12 protein-coding genes and 1 pseudogene are annotated in these 18469 nt (G+C 71.1%); 8 read left to right on the forward strand and 5 right to left on the reverse strand.

Going from position 1 to position 18469, the window contains the following annotated elements:
• The first annotated feature begins 61 nt into the window (after positions 1 to 61).
• Together AXA68_RS13045 and AXA68_RS13050 are read left to right on the forward strand one after the other, a co-directional pair.
• The gene (locus AXA68_RS13045; protein WP_066417585.1) at positions 62 to 1327 is read left to right on the forward strand and encodes a molybdopterin molybdotransferase MoeA; all 1266 of its coding nucleotides are present in this window, start codon (positions 62 to 64) and stop codon (positions 1325 to 1327) included.
• Positions 1324 to 3309: a molybdopterin biosynthesis protein gene (locus tag AXA68_RS13050; protein WP_066417587.1), complete on the forward strand. Its 1986-nt coding sequence runs from the start codon at positions 1324 to 1326 to the stop codon at positions 3307 to 3309. The genes AXA68_RS13045 and AXA68_RS13050 overlap by 4 nt, the downstream gene beginning before the upstream one ends.
• A gap of 23 nt (positions 3310 to 3332) precedes the next feature.
• Here AXA68_RS13050 and AXA68_RS13055 read toward each other — a convergent pair whose 3' ends face one another.
• A complete protein-coding gene (locus tag AXA68_RS13055; protein ID WP_066417589.1) occupies positions 3333 to 4088 on the reverse strand; it encodes a DUF2064 domain-containing protein in 756 nt (251 codons plus the stop codon).
• Positions 4089 to 4117: 29 nt separating this feature from the next.
• The gene (idi, locus tag AXA68_RS13060) at positions 4118 to 4714 is read right to left on the reverse strand and encodes an isopentenyl-diphosphate Delta-isomerase (protein ID WP_066417592.1); all 597 of its coding nucleotides are present in this window, start codon (positions 4712 to 4714) and stop codon (positions 4118 to 4120) included.
• Between the two features lie 108 nt (positions 4715 to 4822).
• Here idi and AXA68_RS13065 point away from each other — a divergent pair, with 108 nt between their 5' ends.
• Positions 4823 to 6253 (forward strand): ATP-binding protein, encoded by a 1431-nt coding sequence (locus tag AXA68_RS13065; protein WP_066417596.1) that lies wholly within the window; start codon positions 4823 to 4825, stop codon positions 6251 to 6253.
• A 16-nt stretch (positions 6254 to 6269) separates the two neighbouring features.
• Here the strand turns inward: AXA68_RS13065 and AXA68_RS13070 are convergent, their stop codons facing one another.
• Positions 6270 to 6863 carry a class I SAM-dependent methyltransferase gene (locus AXA68_RS13070; RefSeq protein ID WP_066417599.1) on the reverse strand — a complete coding sequence of 198 codons (594 nt, stop codon included), beginning with the start codon at positions 6861 to 6863 and terminating at the stop codon, positions 6270 to 6272.
• Positions 6864 to 7071: 208 nt separating this feature from the next.
• Between AXA68_RS13070 and AXA68_RS17610 the strand changes: the two are divergent.
• Positions 7072 to 7709: pseudogene (locus tag AXA68_RS17610) on the forward strand (GNAT family N-acetyltransferase); the annotation flags it as partial.
• Between the two features lie 98 nt (positions 7710 to 7807).
• Entirely contained in the window at positions 7808 to 9232 is a 1425-nt protein-coding gene (locus AXA68_RS13080) for an FAD-dependent oxidoreductase (RefSeq protein ID WP_066417604.1), read from the forward strand.
• A gap of 24 nt (positions 9233 to 9256) precedes the next feature.
• Here AXA68_RS13080 and AXA68_RS13085 read toward each other — a convergent pair whose 3' ends face one another.
• Positions 9257 to 9853, reverse strand: coding sequence for a DUF6149 family protein (locus AXA68_RS13085; RefSeq protein WP_066417607.1), 597 nt, complete (start codon positions 9851 to 9853; stop codon positions 9257 to 9259).
• A 172-nt stretch (positions 9854 to 10025) separates the two neighbouring features.
• Here AXA68_RS13085 and AXA68_RS13090 point away from each other — a divergent pair, with 172 nt between their 5' ends.
• The 3 genes from AXA68_RS13090 (at position 10026) to AXA68_RS13100 (ending at position 14403) form a co-directional block, all read left to right on the forward strand.
• Complete coding sequence (locus AXA68_RS13090) at positions 10026 to 11264, forward strand: NAD(P)/FAD-dependent oxidoreductase (RefSeq protein ID WP_066417610.1); 1239 nt, start codon at positions 10026 to 10028, stop codon at positions 11262 to 11264.
• 118 nt (positions 11265 to 11382) lie between these two features.
• A complete protein-coding gene (locus tag AXA68_RS13095) occupies positions 11383 to 13590 on the forward strand; it encodes a PAS domain S-box protein (protein WP_066417612.1) in 2208 nt (735 codons plus the stop codon).
• Positions 13591 to 13989: 399 nt separating this feature from the next.
• Positions 13990 to 14403 (forward strand): DUF7124 domain-containing protein, encoded by a 414-nt coding sequence (locus tag AXA68_RS13100; protein WP_066417615.1) that lies wholly within the window; start codon positions 13990 to 13992, stop codon positions 14401 to 14403.
• Positions 14404 to 15091: 688 nt separating this feature from the next.
• Here AXA68_RS13100 and carB read toward each other — a convergent pair.
• Positions 15092 to 18316 carry a carbamoyl-phosphate synthase large subunit gene (gene carB, locus AXA68_RS13105; RefSeq protein WP_066417618.1) on the reverse strand — a complete coding sequence of 1075 codons (3225 nt, stop codon included), beginning with the start codon at positions 18314 to 18316 and terminating at the stop codon, positions 15092 to 15094.
• Positions 18317 to 18469 lie beyond the last annotated feature (153 nt).

The raw sequence follows: 18469 nt of genomic DNA on the forward strand, positions 1-18469 counted from the left end.
CGGAGTCGGCGACGCCGCCGGGGAGGCGGGGTTTTTGGCCGCGGAGGCGAAACGACCGGCCATGAGCCACGACAGACACGAGGCCGGGTTCAAACGGCGGACCCGCGTCGCCGAGGCGCGCGCGACGCTGCTCGACGCCGTCGAGCCCCACGGCCGGACCGAGACGGTCCCCCTCGCCGACGCCGACGGGCGCGTCCTCGCCGAGCCGATCGACGCGCCCGCGCCGGTGCCGGGCTACGACCGGGCGGCGATGGACGGCTACGCGGTCCGCGCGGAGGACACCTTCGGCGCGTCCGACCGGTCGCCGACCGTCCTGCGGGAGCGAGAGCACGAGGATGGGTCGGTCGCGCCCGGCGAGGCGGTCCGCGTCCACACGGGGAGCGCGCTCCCGGAGGGCGCGGACGCGGTCGTGATGATCGAACACGTCGAGGCGGTCGGCGACGAGGTCGAGACGTTCGACGCGGTCGCCGCCGGCGAGAACGTCGGCGCGGCCGGCGAGGACGTGGCGGAGGGCCAGCGGCTCTACGAGGCGGGCGAGACGCTCCGCCCGTCCGACCTGGGGCTGTGTAAGTCGGTCGGCCTCGAGGAGGTCGTCGTCCGCGAGCGCCCCGCGGTCGCCGTGATTCCGACCGGCGAGGAGCTGGTCCAGGCCGACCCCGACCCCGGTGAGGTGATCGAGACGAACGGACTCACCGTCTCCCGGCTCGTGGAGCGCTGGGGCGGCGAGCCGCGGTACCGCGAGGTCGTCACCGACGACGAGGAGGCGCTCGCGGCCGCGATCGAGCGGGACCTCGACGCCGACGTGGTCGTCACCACCGGCGGCTCCTCCGTCGGCGAGCGCGACCTCCTCCCGGAGGTCGTCGACGACCTCGGCGAGGTGCTCGTCCACGGCGTGGCGCTCAAGCCCGGCCATCCGGTGTGTCTCGGGCGGGTCGAGGGGACGCCCGTGGTCTCGCTGCCCGGCTACCCCGTGGCCTGTATCGTCAACGCGGTCCAGTTCCTCCGACCCGTCCAGAAACTGGCGGGAGGAACGACCGCCGACCCGCTCCCGACCCGGCGCGCGCGCCTCGACCGGAAGGTGGCGAGCGAGCCCGGCACCCGGACGTTCGCCCGGGTGAGGCTGTCGCGGGCGGACGACACCGAGGATGGCGACGGAGTCGACGCCGACGACGACGCGCCCTTCGTCGCGACGCCCACCCGCGCGAGCGGTTCCGGCGTCCTCTCCAGCGTCGCGCTCGCGGACGGCTGGGTCGTCGTGCCGGAGCCGCGGGAGGGGCTCGACGCCGGCGACGTCGTCGACGTCGAGCTCTGGGAGGTGACGGAATGACGGAGCGCAAGGAGTTCCGCGACCTGGCCGAGCCCGACGCCGCCCGCGACGCCATCGCGTCGCTGGACCTCTCTCCGGAGCCGGAGTCCGTCCCCCTGAGCGAGGCCCGCGGGCGGGTGCTCGCCGAGCGGGTCGACGCCGGGATCGACGTCCCCGGGTTCGACCGCGCGTCGATGGACGGCTACGCCGTCCGCGCCCGCGACACGTTCGGGGCCGACGAGGCCGACCCGGTCGAGCTGGATCTCGTCGGCGGGGTTCACGCCGGGGAGACCCCGGAGGTGACGGTCGACCCCGGCACCTGCGCGGAGGTGTCGACCGGGGCGGTGATGCCGGACGGCGCGGACGCGGTGGTGATGGTCGAGCGCACCGACGAGCGGCCGGCGAAAGGGGACGAATCGGACCGGATCGCGTTCCGCACGTCGGTCGCGCCGGGCGACCACGTGATGGCCGCGGGCGCGGACATCGCCGCAGGAGCCCGGGCGCTCGGGCCGGGAACCCGGCTGACGCCCCGCGAGATCGGGCTGCTCTCGGCGCTCGGCGTCGACGAGGTCCCCGTCCGCGGACGACCCACGGTCGGGATCGTCTCCACCGGCGACGAGCTGGTCCGCCCCGGCGACGACCTCGACCCCTCCCGCGGCGAGATATACGACGTGAACTCGACGACGATCGCGGCGGGGGTGACGGAGGCAGGCGGCGAGCCCGTCCTCTACCCCCACGCCGGCGACGACTACGCGGAGATGGAGCGGCTGCTCCGGGAGGCAGCCGACGAGTGCGACCTGGTGCTCTCGTCGGGGTCGACCTCCGCGAGCGCGGTCGACGTGATCTACCGCGTGATCGAGGAGCGCGGCGACCTCCTCCTCCACGGCGTCGCCGTCAAGCCCGGCAAGCCGATGCTGATCGGGCGGCTCGACCGCGCCGACGGCGGCGAGTCCGCCTACGTCGGGCTCCCCGGCTATCCCGTCTCGGCGCTGACGATCTTCCGGACGTTCGTCGCGCCGGCGGTCCGCGAGGCCGCCGGGCTCCCGGAGCCGCGAACCGCGACCGTCGAGGGACGGATGGCCGTCCGCGAGCGCTACGCCGAGGGGCGGCTCCGGCTGATGCCGGTCGGCTTACTCGATCTGGGCGACGCCGGCGCGGCCGACAGGAGGGTCGCGGACGAGGCGGCCGCGGACGGGCCGGCGGGGGACTCGACGGCCCCCATCGTCTACCCGGTCGACAAGGGCTCCGGCGCGACGACGAGCCTCGTCGAGGCCGACGGCGTCGTCGCCGTCGACCCGGACACCGAGTATCTGGAAGCGGGCGAACCCGTCACGGTTCAACTGTTCTCGCCGGACGTCCGCCCGCCGACCCTGCTCGGCGTCGGCGAGGACGATCCGGCGGTCAACCGACTGCTCGACCGGCTCGCGAACCCGCGGTACCTCCCGGTGGGCTCCCGCGAGGGCTACCGGCGACTCCGCGACGGCGTCCCGGACGTCGCCGTCGTCGCCGGCCCGACCGACCGGGACGTCGACGACGTCGTCCTCGGCGGGTGGGACCGCGAGTGGGGCCTCGTCGTGCCCGACGCGAACCCGGAGGGCGTCGAGGGGCTCGTGGACCTCGTCGACCGCGACCTCCGGTTCGTCAACCGGCCGACCGGCACGGGGCTCCGCCGGAGCCTCGACGACGCGCTGGCGGAGCTGGCCGACGAGCGCTCGGCCGCCAGGGCCGATCTGACCGAGCGGATCGACGGCTACGGGCTGACGCTCCGGGCGTTCGAGAGCCCGGTCCGGCGGGTGCTCGCGGGCGACGCCGACGTCGGCGTGGGACTCCGGGAGACCGCCGAGCGGCTGGGCTGTGCGTTCGTTCCGCTCGGCGACCAGCGGGTCGCCGTCCGCGCGGCGGCCGACCGCGTCGACCGCGAGTCTGTCGCGTCGCTCGCGGCGGAACTCGACGGCGACGGGATCGATCGGCTGCTCGCGGGGCTCGCGGGCTACTCGGCCTGACGGGACGGCGAAAGACTCCCGACTCAGTCCCGAACGATCCGCTCCTCGCCGTCCTCGACGACGACGTCGAGGCCGTGCTCGTGGACGAACGCGGCGGTGTAGTCGGGGACGATCCGCTCGGCGGAGAAGCGCGCCCGCAGCAGCGGGACCGTGTCGAGGAGGTCAGCGCGGGTCTCGAGGGATGGAAGCGACCCGACGAACTCCACGTCGAGCCCGGCGTCGCGTCCGCGGGCGGCGAGCGTCGGGAGCGTGGGGGCGTCGAACGCGCCCTCGAAGTCGATCGGCTCGGCGAAGCCGGCGTAGTACGCCCGGCCGCGGGTCGAGGGGCCGATCACGACCTCGTTCGTCCGGAGCTTCATCGCCGCGGAGTCGACGACCGTCCGCGAGAGCAGCGGCGCGGTCGGCGTCACGACCGCGACCGAATCGGCGTTCTCCTCGCGCAGCAGGTGCGTGACGGTGTTGCCGGCGCGCGCGCCGAACGACGAGCCGACCTGCCGCTCGAACCGGACGTCGCCGGTCCCGCCGAGCGTGTCGGCGACGATCGTGCGGAGCTCGGCCTCCGGCGGCGTGTCGGTCCGGTGCGGTTCGGGGATCGCTTCCTCGTCGGGGTAGTTGACGAGCAGGTCGCCGCCGGAGCGGTCGACGGCGAGCACGGCGTCCCGGAAGGCGGCCTCGTACAGATCTGCCGCCTCGGCGGTCGAGAGCGGGGTCGACTCCGCCAGCCCGGTCGCGACGAGCCCCTCGCGGGGCGGGTTCGCAAACACGACGACGACGGTCATACCGGAGGGAGTCGCGGCTCCGCCTTCAACTAAGCGAAGTCGCGCCGCATCGCGATCTCGAACCAGGGACAGAGGCGGAGCTGGCGGTACAGCGCCGGGTTCTCGTGGAGGTGTTCGTAGTCGACCCACATCCGGCCGCCGATCTCCGCGGGGTCGGGGTCGAGGTCGGTGTCGGAGAGCGTGACCTTCAACACCGCACACACCTCCCACTCGACGCCCTCGTTGGGGTAGTAGCGCTTGTACTCGAAGCGGTCCGTGACCCGGAGGTCGTCGTACTGGTCGGGCGTAATTCCCAGCTCCTCCTCGAGTCTCGTCTCGGTGGCGTCCTCCTGGGACTGCCCCTCGACGGGGTGAGAGGCGACGGTTCCGTCCCAGTGGCCGTCCCACAGCCGCTTGGTCGGGGCGCGCTGCGCCAGCAGGATCCGGCCGTCGCCGTCGAAGACGAGGCAGGTGAACGCCCGGTGGCGGATCCCGTCTCCGGTGTGGGCGTCGAGCCGGTTGACGGTGCCCTGCGGGGCGTCGTCGGGGTCGACGGCGACGACGTCCTGGGTGGCGTTCTCGTGGTCGATGTCGGCGTCCGCGCCCCCGCCGGCGGGATCGGGGGCCTCGGCGTCCTCGGAACTCATACCTCCCCGTCTCACACCGAGACTAATAAGGGTTCGATACGGCGCGAGGAGGTCGAAGCCGATCACGGTTCGACGCGCTTAAACGCGTGCCACGGCTACCTAACGGGGATGAGTGACCCGGCGCTCGACGTTGTCGAGTTCGTTCTGACCACCCACTTCTACAGCGAGAACCGCGACCTCGACGAGAACGACCTCCCGCCCCGGTTCAGGCGGGTGTTCTGGTCGGCCGACGCCGCGGAGGACGCTCCCGGCGGCGTCGAGCGCCCGTTGAAGGCGACCGACGCCAGCACCCGAACGGCGACCGGCGTCGAGCGGCCCTGGGACGCGGTCTCGGACCTCCTGTTCACCCAACACACCGAGTTCTCCGGCGAGATCACGCTCACCCAGCCCGAGATGGGACTGGAGTGGTACCGCGACCACGCCGACGCCGACCGGATCGCCTCGAACCCGACGCTCGTCGCGGCGCTCGAGGCCGCCGACGGCCTCGAGGCCCCCGTCTCCCGCGAGGAGGCGCGCGAGGACGTGCGGCCGATCCAGGCCGACCGCGTCTGGATCGACGCGCTCCTCGAGGAGTACTTCGACGAGGACGAGGACGGCGAGATGCTCGACCTCGTCAACGTCCGCGCGCCCGAGGAGATCGAGACCACGCTCGAAGACCTCGTGTTGACGGGCGATCAGGAGGAGGAGATCCAGAAGATCGTGAAGGCGATCGAACACCGGGAGTACCTCGCGAGCATCGGGCTCCGCGAGATCGGGAAGCTGCTGTTCGTCGGCCCGCCGGGCACCGGCAAGACCACCGTCTCGCGGGCGCTCGCCCACCAGCTCGGCATCCCGCTCGTCGAGGTGAAGATGTCGATGATCACGAGCCAGTACCTCGGCGAGACGGCGAAGAACGTCGAGAAGACCTTCGAGGTCGCAAAGCGGCTCTCGCCGTGCATCCTCTTCATCGACGAGTTCGACTCCGTCGCGAAGACGCGCCGGTCCGACGAACACGCCGCCCTGAAACGCGCCGTCAACACGCTGCTCAAGTCGATCGACGAGGTGTCGCTCGTCCGCGACGAGGTGCTCCTCATCGGCGCGACGAACCACCCCGACCAGCTCGACGCCGCTGCCTGGCGTCGGTTCGACGAGATCGTCAACTTCCCCAAGCCCGACCGCGACATGCGCGCGGACATCCTCCGGGTCGTCACCCGCGAGATGCAGATCGCCGACTTCGACCCCGCGGAGGTCGCCGACCGGACCACCGGGCTCACGGGCTCGGACCTCCGGATGGTGCTTCGGGAGGCCGTGCTCGGCGCGCTGACGGAGGACCGCATGACCATCACCCAGGCCGACGTGATGGAGGCCGTCGCCGATTTCGAGGAGCGGGACAACCTCAAGAACATGGACATGATCGACGGCGAGGGCGCGGAGGTGCTCGGCCAGACGGACGACAGCGGGGCCGACCACGGCGGCGGTCACGACCACGGCGAGGGCGACGATCACGCCCACGATCACGGCGAGGAGAGCGACCACGCACACGGACATCCCCAGGACTAGGCCGTCCCGTCCGGAATTAGGCCGTCTCGTCCCGATCGAGGCGCACTCCAGCGACGGTGTAGCCGAAGCCGCGGTCGACGACCGCCGGGTCGAGTCCGACCGCCTCCATGTCGGTCGCGAGCGCGTCGGGCGTCGAGAACCGCGATCCCATGCCGATCGCGTGCTCGCCGGCGACGAGCAGCCGCCCGAGCGGGTGTGCGGGGTCGAACTCGCGAACGACGAGGACGCCGCCGGGCGCGAGGGCTCGCGCGACCTCCCGCAGGGCGGCCTGCCGGTCCGGCAGGTGGTGGAACGCGTCGACGACCATGGCGGCGTCGACGCTTCCGTCCCGAAACGGGAGGCGACCCGCGTCGCCGGCGACCGCCGACAGCCCGCGGGCCTCGCGAGCGCGCCGGAGCATGCCGAGGGAGGCGTCGACGACCGTGACCTCGGGTCCCGTCAGCGCGGCCGCCGCGCGCCCGGAGCCGCCGCCGACGTCGAGCAGTCGGTCGATCGGTCGCTCCGCGCGGTCGAACCCCGCCGCGAGCGCCGCGCCGCTCGCGGGCGGCATGACGAGGTCGTACAGCGGCGCGATCCGGTCGAAGAAGCGAACGTCGCCGAGGCCGTACATGGCGGCCCTGCGGCCGGCGCGGAGTTATAGGTCCGGATCATACGGCCGCCGGCGGCTCCCGGTCGTCGTCGCGGACGTTCCCGTTCGCGTCCCGCCGCGATCGCTCCCGTCCGTGTCCCGCCGCGATCGCCCCCGTCCGCGTCCCGCCGCGACCGCCCGGACCGTTTACGTCTCTCCGCCCGTAGCGACGCCCATGGCGTCGGATCGAATCGAGTTCACGGTCGCGGGCGCGCCGGGCGAGGGGGCGACCTGCCGGCTCGACTACCGGGCGTTCGCGTACGCCGGGAAGTTCGTCGTCGGCGACACGGGCAAGGCGCTCCTGCGGACCGTCGACGGCGCCGACGCGGTGCCCGAGTGGGAGCCCGCGGAGCCGCTCCCCGAGACCGTCGACCCGGACGCGTTCGAGACGGACGTGCTCGCGGCGGTCTCCTTCTCGCCGGACCGCACCGACCCCGCGTGCTGTCGGCTCCGCTACGTCACCGTCCACGCCGCGCGCCGCGGCGAGGGGCTCGGTCCCGACCTGGTCCGGCGGACCGTCTCGTGGCTCGCCGACGCGGGGTACGAGCGCGTCCGGATCGCCGTCAACAACCCGTTCGCCTACGAGGCGCTCTACAAGTGCGGGTTCGCCTACACCGGGCAGCAAACGGGACTCGCGGAACTGGAACTCGAGCGACCCGCCGACGCGCCCGCGCCGACCCGCGACGACGCCGAGCGGTACCGCGCCGGGCTGGCCGTCTTCCGCGACCGCGAGGACGACCCCCGGAGGCGGTTCGCCGGTTCCTCGCGGATCGCCTCGGGGACGGGGGAGACGGCCCCGCCGACCCGCCTCATCCGCCGGACTCGCCCGATCCCGTCGACGCGTCCGACCCCGCAGATCCGTCCGATCCCGTCGACGCGTCCGATCCCCGCAACACACTTACCGACGAGGACCCCTCCTAGCCCGTATGTACGGCGTCGTCGGCGGCGGGCTCGCGGGACTCGCGGCGGCCGCCCGGCTCCGCGAGGCGGGCCGCCCGGTGCGGCTGTTCGAGGCGACGGACGCGGTCGGCGGGCGGGCGCGCGCGGTCGACACCGCCGGCGACCCGGTGGAGCGGTTCCCGCACTACCTCTCGCGCGGCGACGACGCCCTGGCGTCGCTCGCGGCCGATCACGGGCTCGACGGTCGGATCGCGTGGCGACGCGGCCGAACCGCCCGCTACCGCGACGGGGTCGTCCACCCGCTCGACGCCCCGTGGGAGCGGCTGGCGTATCCGGGAACCGGCCTCGTCGACGCGGCTCGAGCCGGGCGTCTCGTCCGCGCGGTTCGCCGCCTCGACGACGCTGACGAGGGCCACGACGACGCTGACGGGCACGATGCCGGAACCGACGCCGCCGCCGACCTCGACGCGGTGACCGTCGAGGCGTTCGTCACGGAGCGCGCGTCGCGGGCGACCTACGAGGGATACGTCGAGCCGGTCCTCCGCGCCGAGTTCGGTGACCGCGCCGACGGCGTCTCCGCGGCGTGGCTCGCGGAGTGGCTTCGCTCGCGGGAGGACCGCGACCGCCGCGGGGCCGCGGTCGGCTACCTCGACGGCTCGATGTCCCGTCTCGCGGACGCGCTCGTCGAGGCGATCGGAGAGGAGGCGATCCGGACGAGGAGCCGCGTGGCCGACGTGAGTTCCCGCGTCGACCGCGACGGGGACGGCGACGGTGTCTCGGTGACGGTCGAGACATTCGAGACGCCCGAGACGCCCGACGATCGCCGGGTCGTCGACTGCGAGGGGGTCGTCGTCGCCGCCGGCCCGGCGACGCTTCGGAACGTGACGGGGGTCGACCCCGGCGTCGACGCCGTCCCCGGAACGTGCGCGCTCGTCGCGACGGACGAGCCGATCGTCGACGCGTGGCGGGTGACGGTCGAACCCGGGGAACTCTCGACGGGCGAGGACGCCCCGTTCGGGACGCTGTTCGCGCACACGAACCTGGTCCCGCCCGACCGGTACGGGGGCGATCACCTGACGTATCTGGTCGGTCGCGGGGGATCGGTCGGCGACGTGGACGGCGCGGAGGACGGAAGCGAGGGGACGGTCCGAGATCGATGGCTGTCTGCGCTCGAGGATCTGTTTCCGGCGTTCTCCCCGGAGGCGGTTCGGTCGTTCCGGATCGCACGCGATCCCGCCGCGACCGTCGCGGCGCGTCCCGGCGAGCGCGTCCCGATCGACCTCGGCGAAGCGGGGCTTCCGGGCGTCGCGTACGCCGGGCCCGGAAGCCGGCTCGACCGGTTCGGAGGTTCGCCGGGGGCGCGGGTCGCCGCGGGGGTCGCGGCCGCGGAGGCGGTGGCGGACGCCGGGACGGGAGCGTTCGGAGAGGGATCCGGATTCGAGTGGGGGTGAAGGCGGCGGAACCGTTTCCGCCCGTCAGGCGCTGGCCTCGTCCTCGTCGAGACCGGGCGCGGCGGCGGGATCGACCTCCTCGGGCTCCTCGGTGTCGCCGCCGACGACCGTCTCGCCGTCGTCGGTCTCCACGTAGACGTCGTCGGCGAACCCGGCGAGCGCGTTCTCGTACTCCGCCGTCTCGAGTCGCTCCAGGGTCTCGGGCGCGTCCGCGATCCCACCTACCGGGCGGAACTCGCCGAGCGGGTCGTCGATCGTGATCCCGTGGTCCGAAAAGAACGACTCGTACCGCCGGTAGTGCTCCTCGAGCTCGTCGCCGGGGATCTCCATCATCTCCGTCCAGCCGTGGTTGAAGAAGTCGAAGTTGGCCTGGACGTGGGTGATCTCGCGGGCCTCGGCCTCCGGGAAGCCGGCCTCGAGGGCGGCGACGTACGCGTCCATCGTCGCGTCGAAGAAGTCGTCGAGGTGGCCTCTGCGCTCCTCTCGGCGCTCCTCGTCGGCCTTGTTGAGGAAGATGCTCGTGTGGAGGTCGACGAGCTTGTCGTTGGCGACGTCACCGACCACCGGGGTCGTAAGCGCCTTTTTCGCGGCCCAGTGGCGGATGTTCTGCCGGATCTTCATACGCATCGTTGGGCGGCGACGGCCTTGAATCTGTGGCGGCGACGGGGCGATCCGACGGTCGATCCGCCGGATCGGCCGGTCGGGAACGTCGAAGCGGCGGGGTAGCGAGAGACTATCACGGTTCTGAACGCGGATGACAATCCACATTAACCCCCAATCCGAAACGCCGCCCATGAGCGATTCGTACGTGATCGTCGGGGACGGGATCGCGGGGGCCTCAGCCGCCGAGACCCTCCGCGAGGAAGCGCCTGACGCCGAGATCACGGTCATCACCGACGAGGGGGAGTCCCTCTACAACCGGATCCTGATAAAGGAGTTCGCGAAGGGGAAGCTCCCGGAAGCGCCCATCTCGATCCACGACGAGTCCTGGTACGACGACCACGACGTCGACCTCCGATTGAACACGCTGGTCGTCGACGTCGACGTCGAGAACGACGCGATCCGGACCCACGAGGAAGAGACGATCGAGTACGACTCTCTGCTTCTGGCGATCGGCGGGACGCCCCAACAGCTCCCCGTCGAGAACGCCGACGCCGAGGGGATCCACCACTTCTGGACGTTCCAGGACGCCCGGAAGATCAAGGAGAGCGTTGAGGACGCCGACCGCGGCGTCATCGTCGGCGCGGGGCTGCTCGGCATCGACTTCGCGGCGATCTGCGGCGAACAGGACGTGGAGGCGAAGTACCTGATGCGCGGCGACTCCTGGTGGCGCTACGCCCTCTCGAACGAGGGCGCGGAGATCATGCACGAGGCGATGCGCGAGCGCGGCGTCGAACCCGTCTTCGACTCCGGCGTGGACCGCTTCGAGGTCGACGACGACGGCCACGTGGAGGCGGCCGTCGACCCCAACGGCGAGCGGTACGAGTGCGACTTCGCGGGCGTGGCGATCGGGCTGGACTTCAACACGGAGATACTCGAGGACACACCGATCGAGACCGACGACGGGGTGATCGTCGACGAGTACATGCGGACGAACGTCGACAACGTGTTCGCCGCCGGCGACATCACGGAGTTCCACGACACGGTCCTCGGCGAGCGCGCCCAGAACGGCGCGTGGGGATCGGCCAAAGAGCAGGGGACGATCGCCGCACACAACATGATCGACCACGGCAGCGAACCCTTCGAGTGGGTCTCCTCGTACTCGATCACGCACTTCGATTTCCCCTTCCTCTCCTTCGGCCACCCGACGCTCGGCGACGACTCGGTGGAGGCCACCACCGCCGACGGCGAGTGGCGGCGCGTCGCGCTGAAGGACGGGCGGGTCGTCGGCGGCGTGCTCATCGGCGACCTCTCGCCGCAGTCGGCGTTCAAACAGCTGATGCGCGAGAAGCGCGACGTGAGCGGCCAGACGGAACTCCTCATGGAGCCCGGCTTCTCCGTCGACGACCTCGCCGCCTCGACCGAGCACTGACCGGCCGGTCGTCCCGACACCGACCCCCGATCCCGATCCCGTCTCCCCCGACGCCGCCTTCCTAGCGGTCCGGAGGAGCCAGTACCTTTTCACGTCGCCCTCGCTTGACGGATCAGTAATGTCACGCGACCCCGTCGACGAGCCGCCGAACCCCCCCGACGACGGGTTTCTCGCGTCGTTCGTGGAGGGCAGCGCGGATCCGGTGATCTCGCTCGACGCCGAGGGGACGGTCGTCTACGCGAACCCGGCGGTCGAATCGACGCTGGGGTACGCCCCGGAGGACCTCGTCGGTCGCCGGCTCTCGTCTCTGATCCCGGCGACGGTCGTCGAGAAGCGCGCGCGGTCCCTCCGTGCCCGTCTCGAACGTCCGGAACGGCTCGTCGGCCAGGGAGACGTCACGGTCCCGCTCGCGGCCGCCGACGGCGACGAACACACCTTCTCGGTACGGTTTCACGACCACGAGAGCGGGGATCGGCGCGTCTACACCGGCAGCTTCCGGGAGCACAGCGAAGGTAGCGGGGGACGGGAGCTCCGGACGTTCCGGAACCTGGTCGAACAGGCGGGTCACGCGATCTACGTCACCGACACCGACGGAACGATCGAGTACGTCAACCCGGCGTTCACGGAACACACCGGCTACGACGCCGAGGAGGCGGTCGGGGAGACGCCGGCGATCCTCAACTCCGGGGAGATGTCCGAGGACTACTTCGCGTCGCTGTGGGAGACGATCCGGGCGGGCGAGGTGTGGGAAGAGGAGATCGTCGACCGACGCAAGGACGGCGAGCCGTACCACGCCCATCAGACCATCGCGCCGGTACTGGACGAGACGGGAGCCGTCTCGCGGTTCGTCGCCATCCAGACGGACGTCACGGAGCGGAAGGCGGCCGTCGGCAGACTGAAACAGTACCGGGACATCGTCGAGCGGCTCGACGAGCCGATCCTGTTACAGAACCGCGACGGCGAGTTCGAGCTGCTCAACGAGGCGGTAAGCGAGTTCGCGGGCGTGCCGCGCGCGGAGCTGTACGGAACCGACGAGTTCGCGTTCATGGACCCGGAGACGGCGGCGACGATCGACGAGCACCGGGAGGAGGTGCTCGAGACGGAGGAGCCCGCGGAGTACGAGGTCTCCCCCACGTTCGAGCCGAGCGGGCGCGAGGCGACCTTCAGCACGCGGCGGTACCCCTACTACGACGAGGACGGCGAGCTCGCGGGGACGTTCGCGATCTGTCGGGACGTGACGGAGATCAAGGCCCGCGAGCGGGAGTTGGAGCGGTTCGAGCACGCCATCGACGGCGCGACGGACCTGATCGCCGCCGTCGACCGGGAGGGACGGTTCCTGTTCGCCAACCGGCAGTACCGGACGTACCACGGCATCGACGAGGCGGACGTGAACGGGCTCACGGTCGGCGACGTCGTCGACGACGAGCGGTACCCGGAGGTGAAACGCCACATCGACCGAGCGCTCCGGGGGGAGCCGGTCGAGTACCGGACGACGCGGACCCACCCGGATCGGGGAACCCGCACGTTCGACGTGCGCTACTACCCGCTCGAGGCCACCGAGGAGGAGGGCGGGGTGGCCGGGGTCGTCGGCGTCCTCCGGGACGTGACCGACAGCGAGAACCGGGCGACGCAGCTGCGGGTCGTCGACCGGGTGCTCCAGCACAACCTCCGGAACGCCGTGACCGTGATCCGGGGACGGGCGGAACAGATCGTCGAGAGAGACGCGGGGAGGGCCGCAGACATCGACGGCGACGGCGACGACCTCGCCGAGGCCGCCTCCTACATCGTCTCGCGCGCGGACGAGCTCCTGACGACGAGCGAGAAGGCCCACCACATCACCGAGGTCTTGGGCGATCCGCCGAACACGGAGCCGGTCGACGTCGGCCGGACGGTCGACCGGATCGTCGCGGCGACCGCCGCGGAGTTCCCGGAGGCGGCGATCTCGGCGTCGACGCCGGCGACGGGCGAGGCGGTCGCGTCCGCGACGGAGTGGATCGACCGGGCGATAGAGGAGCTGATCCACAACGCGGTCGTCCATCACGACCGCGACCGGCCGTCGGTCGAGGTCTCCGTGGAGACGTCGCCGGAGACGGTGACGATCTCGGTCGTCGACGACGGTCCCGGGTTGACCGGGATGAACCGCGACGTGTTGGAGACCGGGCGCGCGGTCGACGCCCTGTATCACGGCAGCGGACTGGGGCTGTGGCTGGTGTACTGGGTGCTCCAGCAGTCCGGCGGCTCCGCGACGGTCGCGGACGCCGAGCCCCGCGGCACCGTCGTGACGGTCACGCTGCCGCGTCCCGCGGACCGCACGGCCGCCCCGTGACCCGCCGATCGTGATCCCCGCGGGAGCCGCTCGAAAGAGTTAACAAATACCATGTTAAATAATAACATATGGCGCTTCGAGAGGAAGGACGACGGATGCGGCTGCGTCGCACCGGCCGATACCCCCCGACGCGCGGGTCCGTCACTACGACGAACTCGACGAGGCGACGCAGACCGCCGTCGCCGAGCTGGCGGGTCGGCCGCGGACCGCCCCGGAGTCGGCGGACCTCGAGGACGGTGACGTGGTGAAGTTCACCGACTACTACCGGATCCGCGCCCGCTGACTCGGCGGTCGCCTCGCTGTCCTCCTCGTCGCCTCGCCGCCCGCCACCCGCCGCCCGCCGCCCGCGGTTCGCGTGAGAAGCGAAGTCGTTTTCGCCCGCGACGCGAAACGTCACGCATGGACAGCGGCGGATCAAGCGACATGACGTTGGCGTTCGAACTGGAGGCGCTGAAGGCACTCGCCGACCCGAACGCCGTGTTCAGCGGCGCTCGGCAGTGGACGGAGTACGTCGGGGTCGTAAGCGAGAAGCCCACGTACGTCGTCACGAACTTCACCCGGAAACACCGCGTGCGCCAGGACTTCTTCTCCGGGCCGCGCGGCGTCGAGGAGAGCCTGGAGAACATCAAGAGCCAGTTCGATACCGACCGGCACGTCTTCGTCGGCGTCGACGACGAGGACGTCGCGGTCGCGGAGGCGACGGGCTGGGAGTTCCTCCACGTCGAGGACGCCGCGGAGGCCGCCGGATGGACCCTCGCGACGCCGGAGGAGGCCAAAGAGCCCGAGGAACCCTCCCGAGACGACTGGCCCTGAATCGCTTTTCTCCGTCAGGAGGGCCAGTGCCGACCGCGACGGGCAGAGCATCGCGGAGGGCCTTTCACGCGTACGGAGGAGTCGCTCAATACAGGCGAAGGAGTGAGCGATCGCCCGAGCGGTGGCGCGCCGGTGAGTGGGTGCGACAGCACCCGCGAACCGCCCGCGAGGGACGCGGTGAGCACTCGGAGAGTGCGAACCGCGAGGCTGGGGAGGCGTGAGGTGCGGGGCTGTGCGGAGTGGGACTCAAAGGGGCAGTCGCGAGGGCGAAGCCCGGCGAAGCAAGCACTGGAAGGAGCGAGTGAAACGAGCGACTGAAGCGCACAGCGAGCCGCGCGAGCCCTCGCGACTGGGGCTTTGGAGACGTTCTCCGCACTCGAGTTCACCGCCCCAGCAACGATCCCCTTCTACTCGTCCCAGTCTCCATCGAAACATCCGTATCACTGGCACGCGAGATAGCGCAGCCGTTTCGGAAGCGTCCGTGCCCGAGGGACTCTCGATCGGATCCGGTCGACGGAGCCTGGACGACGATTCAAACGGGATGACGCGTCAACACCCGACGTGACCTGAGAGCCGCCCCGCGGCGGTCGAGACGGGTGTGTGGCGACCCGCCACGGGATCGGAACCGCGCCGCCTGTTCGCCAACCGGTCCGTCACCGCGCCAGCGACGCGACCCTCGCCAGCGACGCTACTTCCCCCAGTTCTCGACGCGCTTCGGCCGGTCCGACACCGCCATCACGTCGAGGTCGTCGCCCGCGTGGTCGATCGCCTCGAGCGCCGCTCTCGCGCTCGCGTGCGTCGAGAAGTAGGTGATCTCCTCCTCGACAGCGACCTCGAGGAGGTCCCGCTGGCGCGAGACGATGAGGTCGATCTCGCCGCGACGCGCCGCCTCGATGAGGTCCGTCGCCGTCGACAGCTGGAAGTGCTCGGAGAAGCCGTCGACGAGGGCCTCTCCCTCCGTCGTGTCCGGGTCCGGGAACTCTTCCGCGGAGAGGTCGACGACGGCGGTGCCCGACTCGGGGATCGGCTTGCCGGTCGCGTCCTGCGCCTTGTCGTACGCCTTCCCGAACGAGCGAGCCGTGCCCATCACCTCGCCGGTCGACTTCATCTCGGGGCCGAGACGCGGGTCCGAGCCCGGCAGGCGGTCGAACGGCAGGACGACCTCCTTCACGCTCAGGTGTTCCGGGATCTGCTCGTCGACGTCGAGGTCGGCGAGGGTCACGTCGTCGGTCATCACCTTCGCCGCGAGCTTGGCGATCGGGACGCCGGTGGCCTTCGAGACGAACGGCACCGTCCGCGAGGAGCGGGGGTTCGCCTCGAGGACGTACACCTCGGCGTCCGATTCGGGATCGTGAACCCCCGTCACCGCGAGCTGGACGTTGAGCAGCCCGGCGGTGTCGAGCGCGCGGGCGATGTCCTCGGTCACCTCGCGGACCCGTTCGAGGGTGTCGTCCGCGAGCGAGCGCGGCGGGATCATACACGCGGAGTCGCCGGAGTGGACGCCGGCGCTCTCGACGTGCTCCATCACGCCGCCGATCAGCACGTCCTCGCCGTCCGCGACCGCGTCGACGTCGAGTTCCACCGCGTCCGCGAGGAACTGGTCGATCAGGATCGGCTTGTCCGGGCTGACGCGGACCGCCTCCTCGATGTACTCCTCCAGCTCCGCGTCGTCCTCCACGACCCGCATCGCGCGGCCGCCGAGCACGTAGGAGGGGCGCACCAACACCGGATAGCCGATCCGATGGGCGAGATCGAGCGCCTCCTCGCGGCTCGTCGCGGTGCCGCCGTCCGGCTGGGCGACGCCGATCTCGTCCATCAGGACGTTGAAGCGGTCGCGGTCCTCGGCCAGATCCATCGCCTCGACGCTCGTGCCCAGGATCGAACAGTCGAGCCCGCGACGCTCGATCTCCGCTTTGAGGGGTTCGCCCACGTTGACGGAGGTCTGTCCCCCGAACTGGACCATCACGCCGTCCGCGCCCGTGGTCTCGATCACGTCGGCGATCTCCTCCGCGGAGATGGGCTCGAAGAAGAGCCCGTCGGAGGTGTCGTAGTCCGTCGAGACCGTCTCCGGGTTGTTGTTGACGACGTGGGCGTCGATGCCCAGTTCGCGGAGCGCCCGGACCGCGTGGACCGCGCAGTAGTCGAACTCCACGCCCTGTCCGATCCGGATCGGGCCGCCGCCGACGACGACGACGCTCTCGACGTCGGGGTCGACGCGGACCTCGTTCGCAGCCCCGGCCGTGTCCGCTCCGGCGAGGAACTCCGGGAGCCGGGCGGAGTAGTAGTACGGCGTCGACGCCTCGAACTCGCCCGCGCAGGTGTCGACCTGCTTGAACGTGCGATCGGGGACCGTCGATTCGACGTCGCCGATCTCGGCCGCCGTCCCGCCGTCGCCCGCGACCGCGGCGATCTCGGCGTTCGTCCGGCCGGCCATCGCGGCCGCGGTGAAATCGCCCTCCGCGGCCGCCGCGGTCGCGTCGGCGACGTTCTCGAAGCGCTCGACGTACCAGCGGTGGATGTCGGTGAGTTCGACCACGTCGTCGACGCCGTAGCCGCGGTCGAAGGCCTCGAACATCGCGTACGGGCGGTCCGGGCTCGGCCGCTCGAGGTACTCCGTCTCCAGTTCCTCGTCGGAGACCTTCGCGAAGTCGACGGCGGGATCGTACTCCGAGGAGCGGAGCGCCTTCGTGAGGCTCTCCTCGAACGTCCGGCCGATCGACATCGCCTCGCCGGTCGACTTCATCGCCGTGCCGAGCTCGAAGTCGACGTCGTCGAACTTGTCGATGGGCCACCGCGGCACCTTCGTCACCACGTAGTCGATGGCGGGCTCGAAGGCGGCCGTCGTCTCGCCGGTGATCTCGTTGTCGATCTCGTGGAGCCGCTTGCCCAAGGCGACCTTCGCGGTGACGCGGGCGATCGGGTAGCCGGTCGCCTTCGAGGCCAGCGCGGAGGAGCGGGAGACGCGCGGGTTCACCTCGACGACGCGATATTCGCCGCCGGGCGTGCCGTCGTCGTGCCAGGCGAACTGGATGTTACAGCCGCCCTGGATGCCGAGATCCCGGATCACTTCGAGCGCCGCGTCGCGCATCTCCTGGTGGCCGTCGTCCGGGATGACCTGCGAGGGGGTGACGACCGTCGACTCGCCGGTGTGGATTCCCATCGGGTCGATGTTCTCCATGTTACAGATGATGATACACGAGTCGTCCGCGTCGCGCATCACCTCGTACTCCAGCTCGACCCACCCGGAGATCGATTCGGTGACCAGCACCTCGCTGTTCCGCGAGAGCCGGAGCCCCTTGCGGACGCGCTCGACGAGTTCGTCGAACTCGTCGACGACCCCGGAGCCGGAGCCGCCGAGGGTGTAAGTGGTCCGGGCGATGACGGGGAGGCCGCCCACCGCGTCGACGGCCTCCTCGACGCGGTCGACGAGGTCCGCCTCGGTCAGCGCGGCGACCGACTCGCCCTCGTCGAGCGAGATGGTCGTCGACTTCGGGACGGGCTGGCCGAGGTCCTCCATCCGCCGGCGGAAGAGGTCGCGGTCCTCCGTCGCGTAGATGGTGTCGAGCGGCGTCCCCATCACGTCGACGTCGTACTCCTCCAGGATGCCCTGTTCCGCGAGCTCGGCGGTGACGTTGAGGCCGGTCTGTCCGCCGAGGCCGGCGATGACGCCGTCGGGCTCCTCGATCCGGACGACCTCCGCGATCGCCTCGGGGGTGATGGGTTCGATGTACACCCGGTCGGCGGTCTCGGGATCGGTCATGATCGTCGCCGGGTTCGAGTTCACGAGGACGACTCGCGCCCCCTCCTCCTGGAGCGCGCGACACGCCTGCGCCCCGGAGTAGTCGAACTCCGCCGCCTGTCCGATCTGGATCGGTCCGCTACCGATGAGCAGTATGGTCCGGTCCTCGCTCATTATCGCGACCGAGTACGCTCATCGTAATAAGGCCGACGATAAAGTACGAATCTCGCAGGTGATCTGCGATTTTCGCAAGACACGCGTCCACATACTCCATGGTATCGTCTCGATCGGTGCCGGCGAGTCGATCGGGCGCGGACGGGCCGTTTG

It is taken from the genome of Halorubrum aethiopicum (assembly GCF_001542905.1).
Classification (GTDB): domain Archaea; phylum Halobacteriota; class Halobacteria; order Halobacteriales; family Haloferacaceae; genus Halorubrum; species Halorubrum aethiopicum.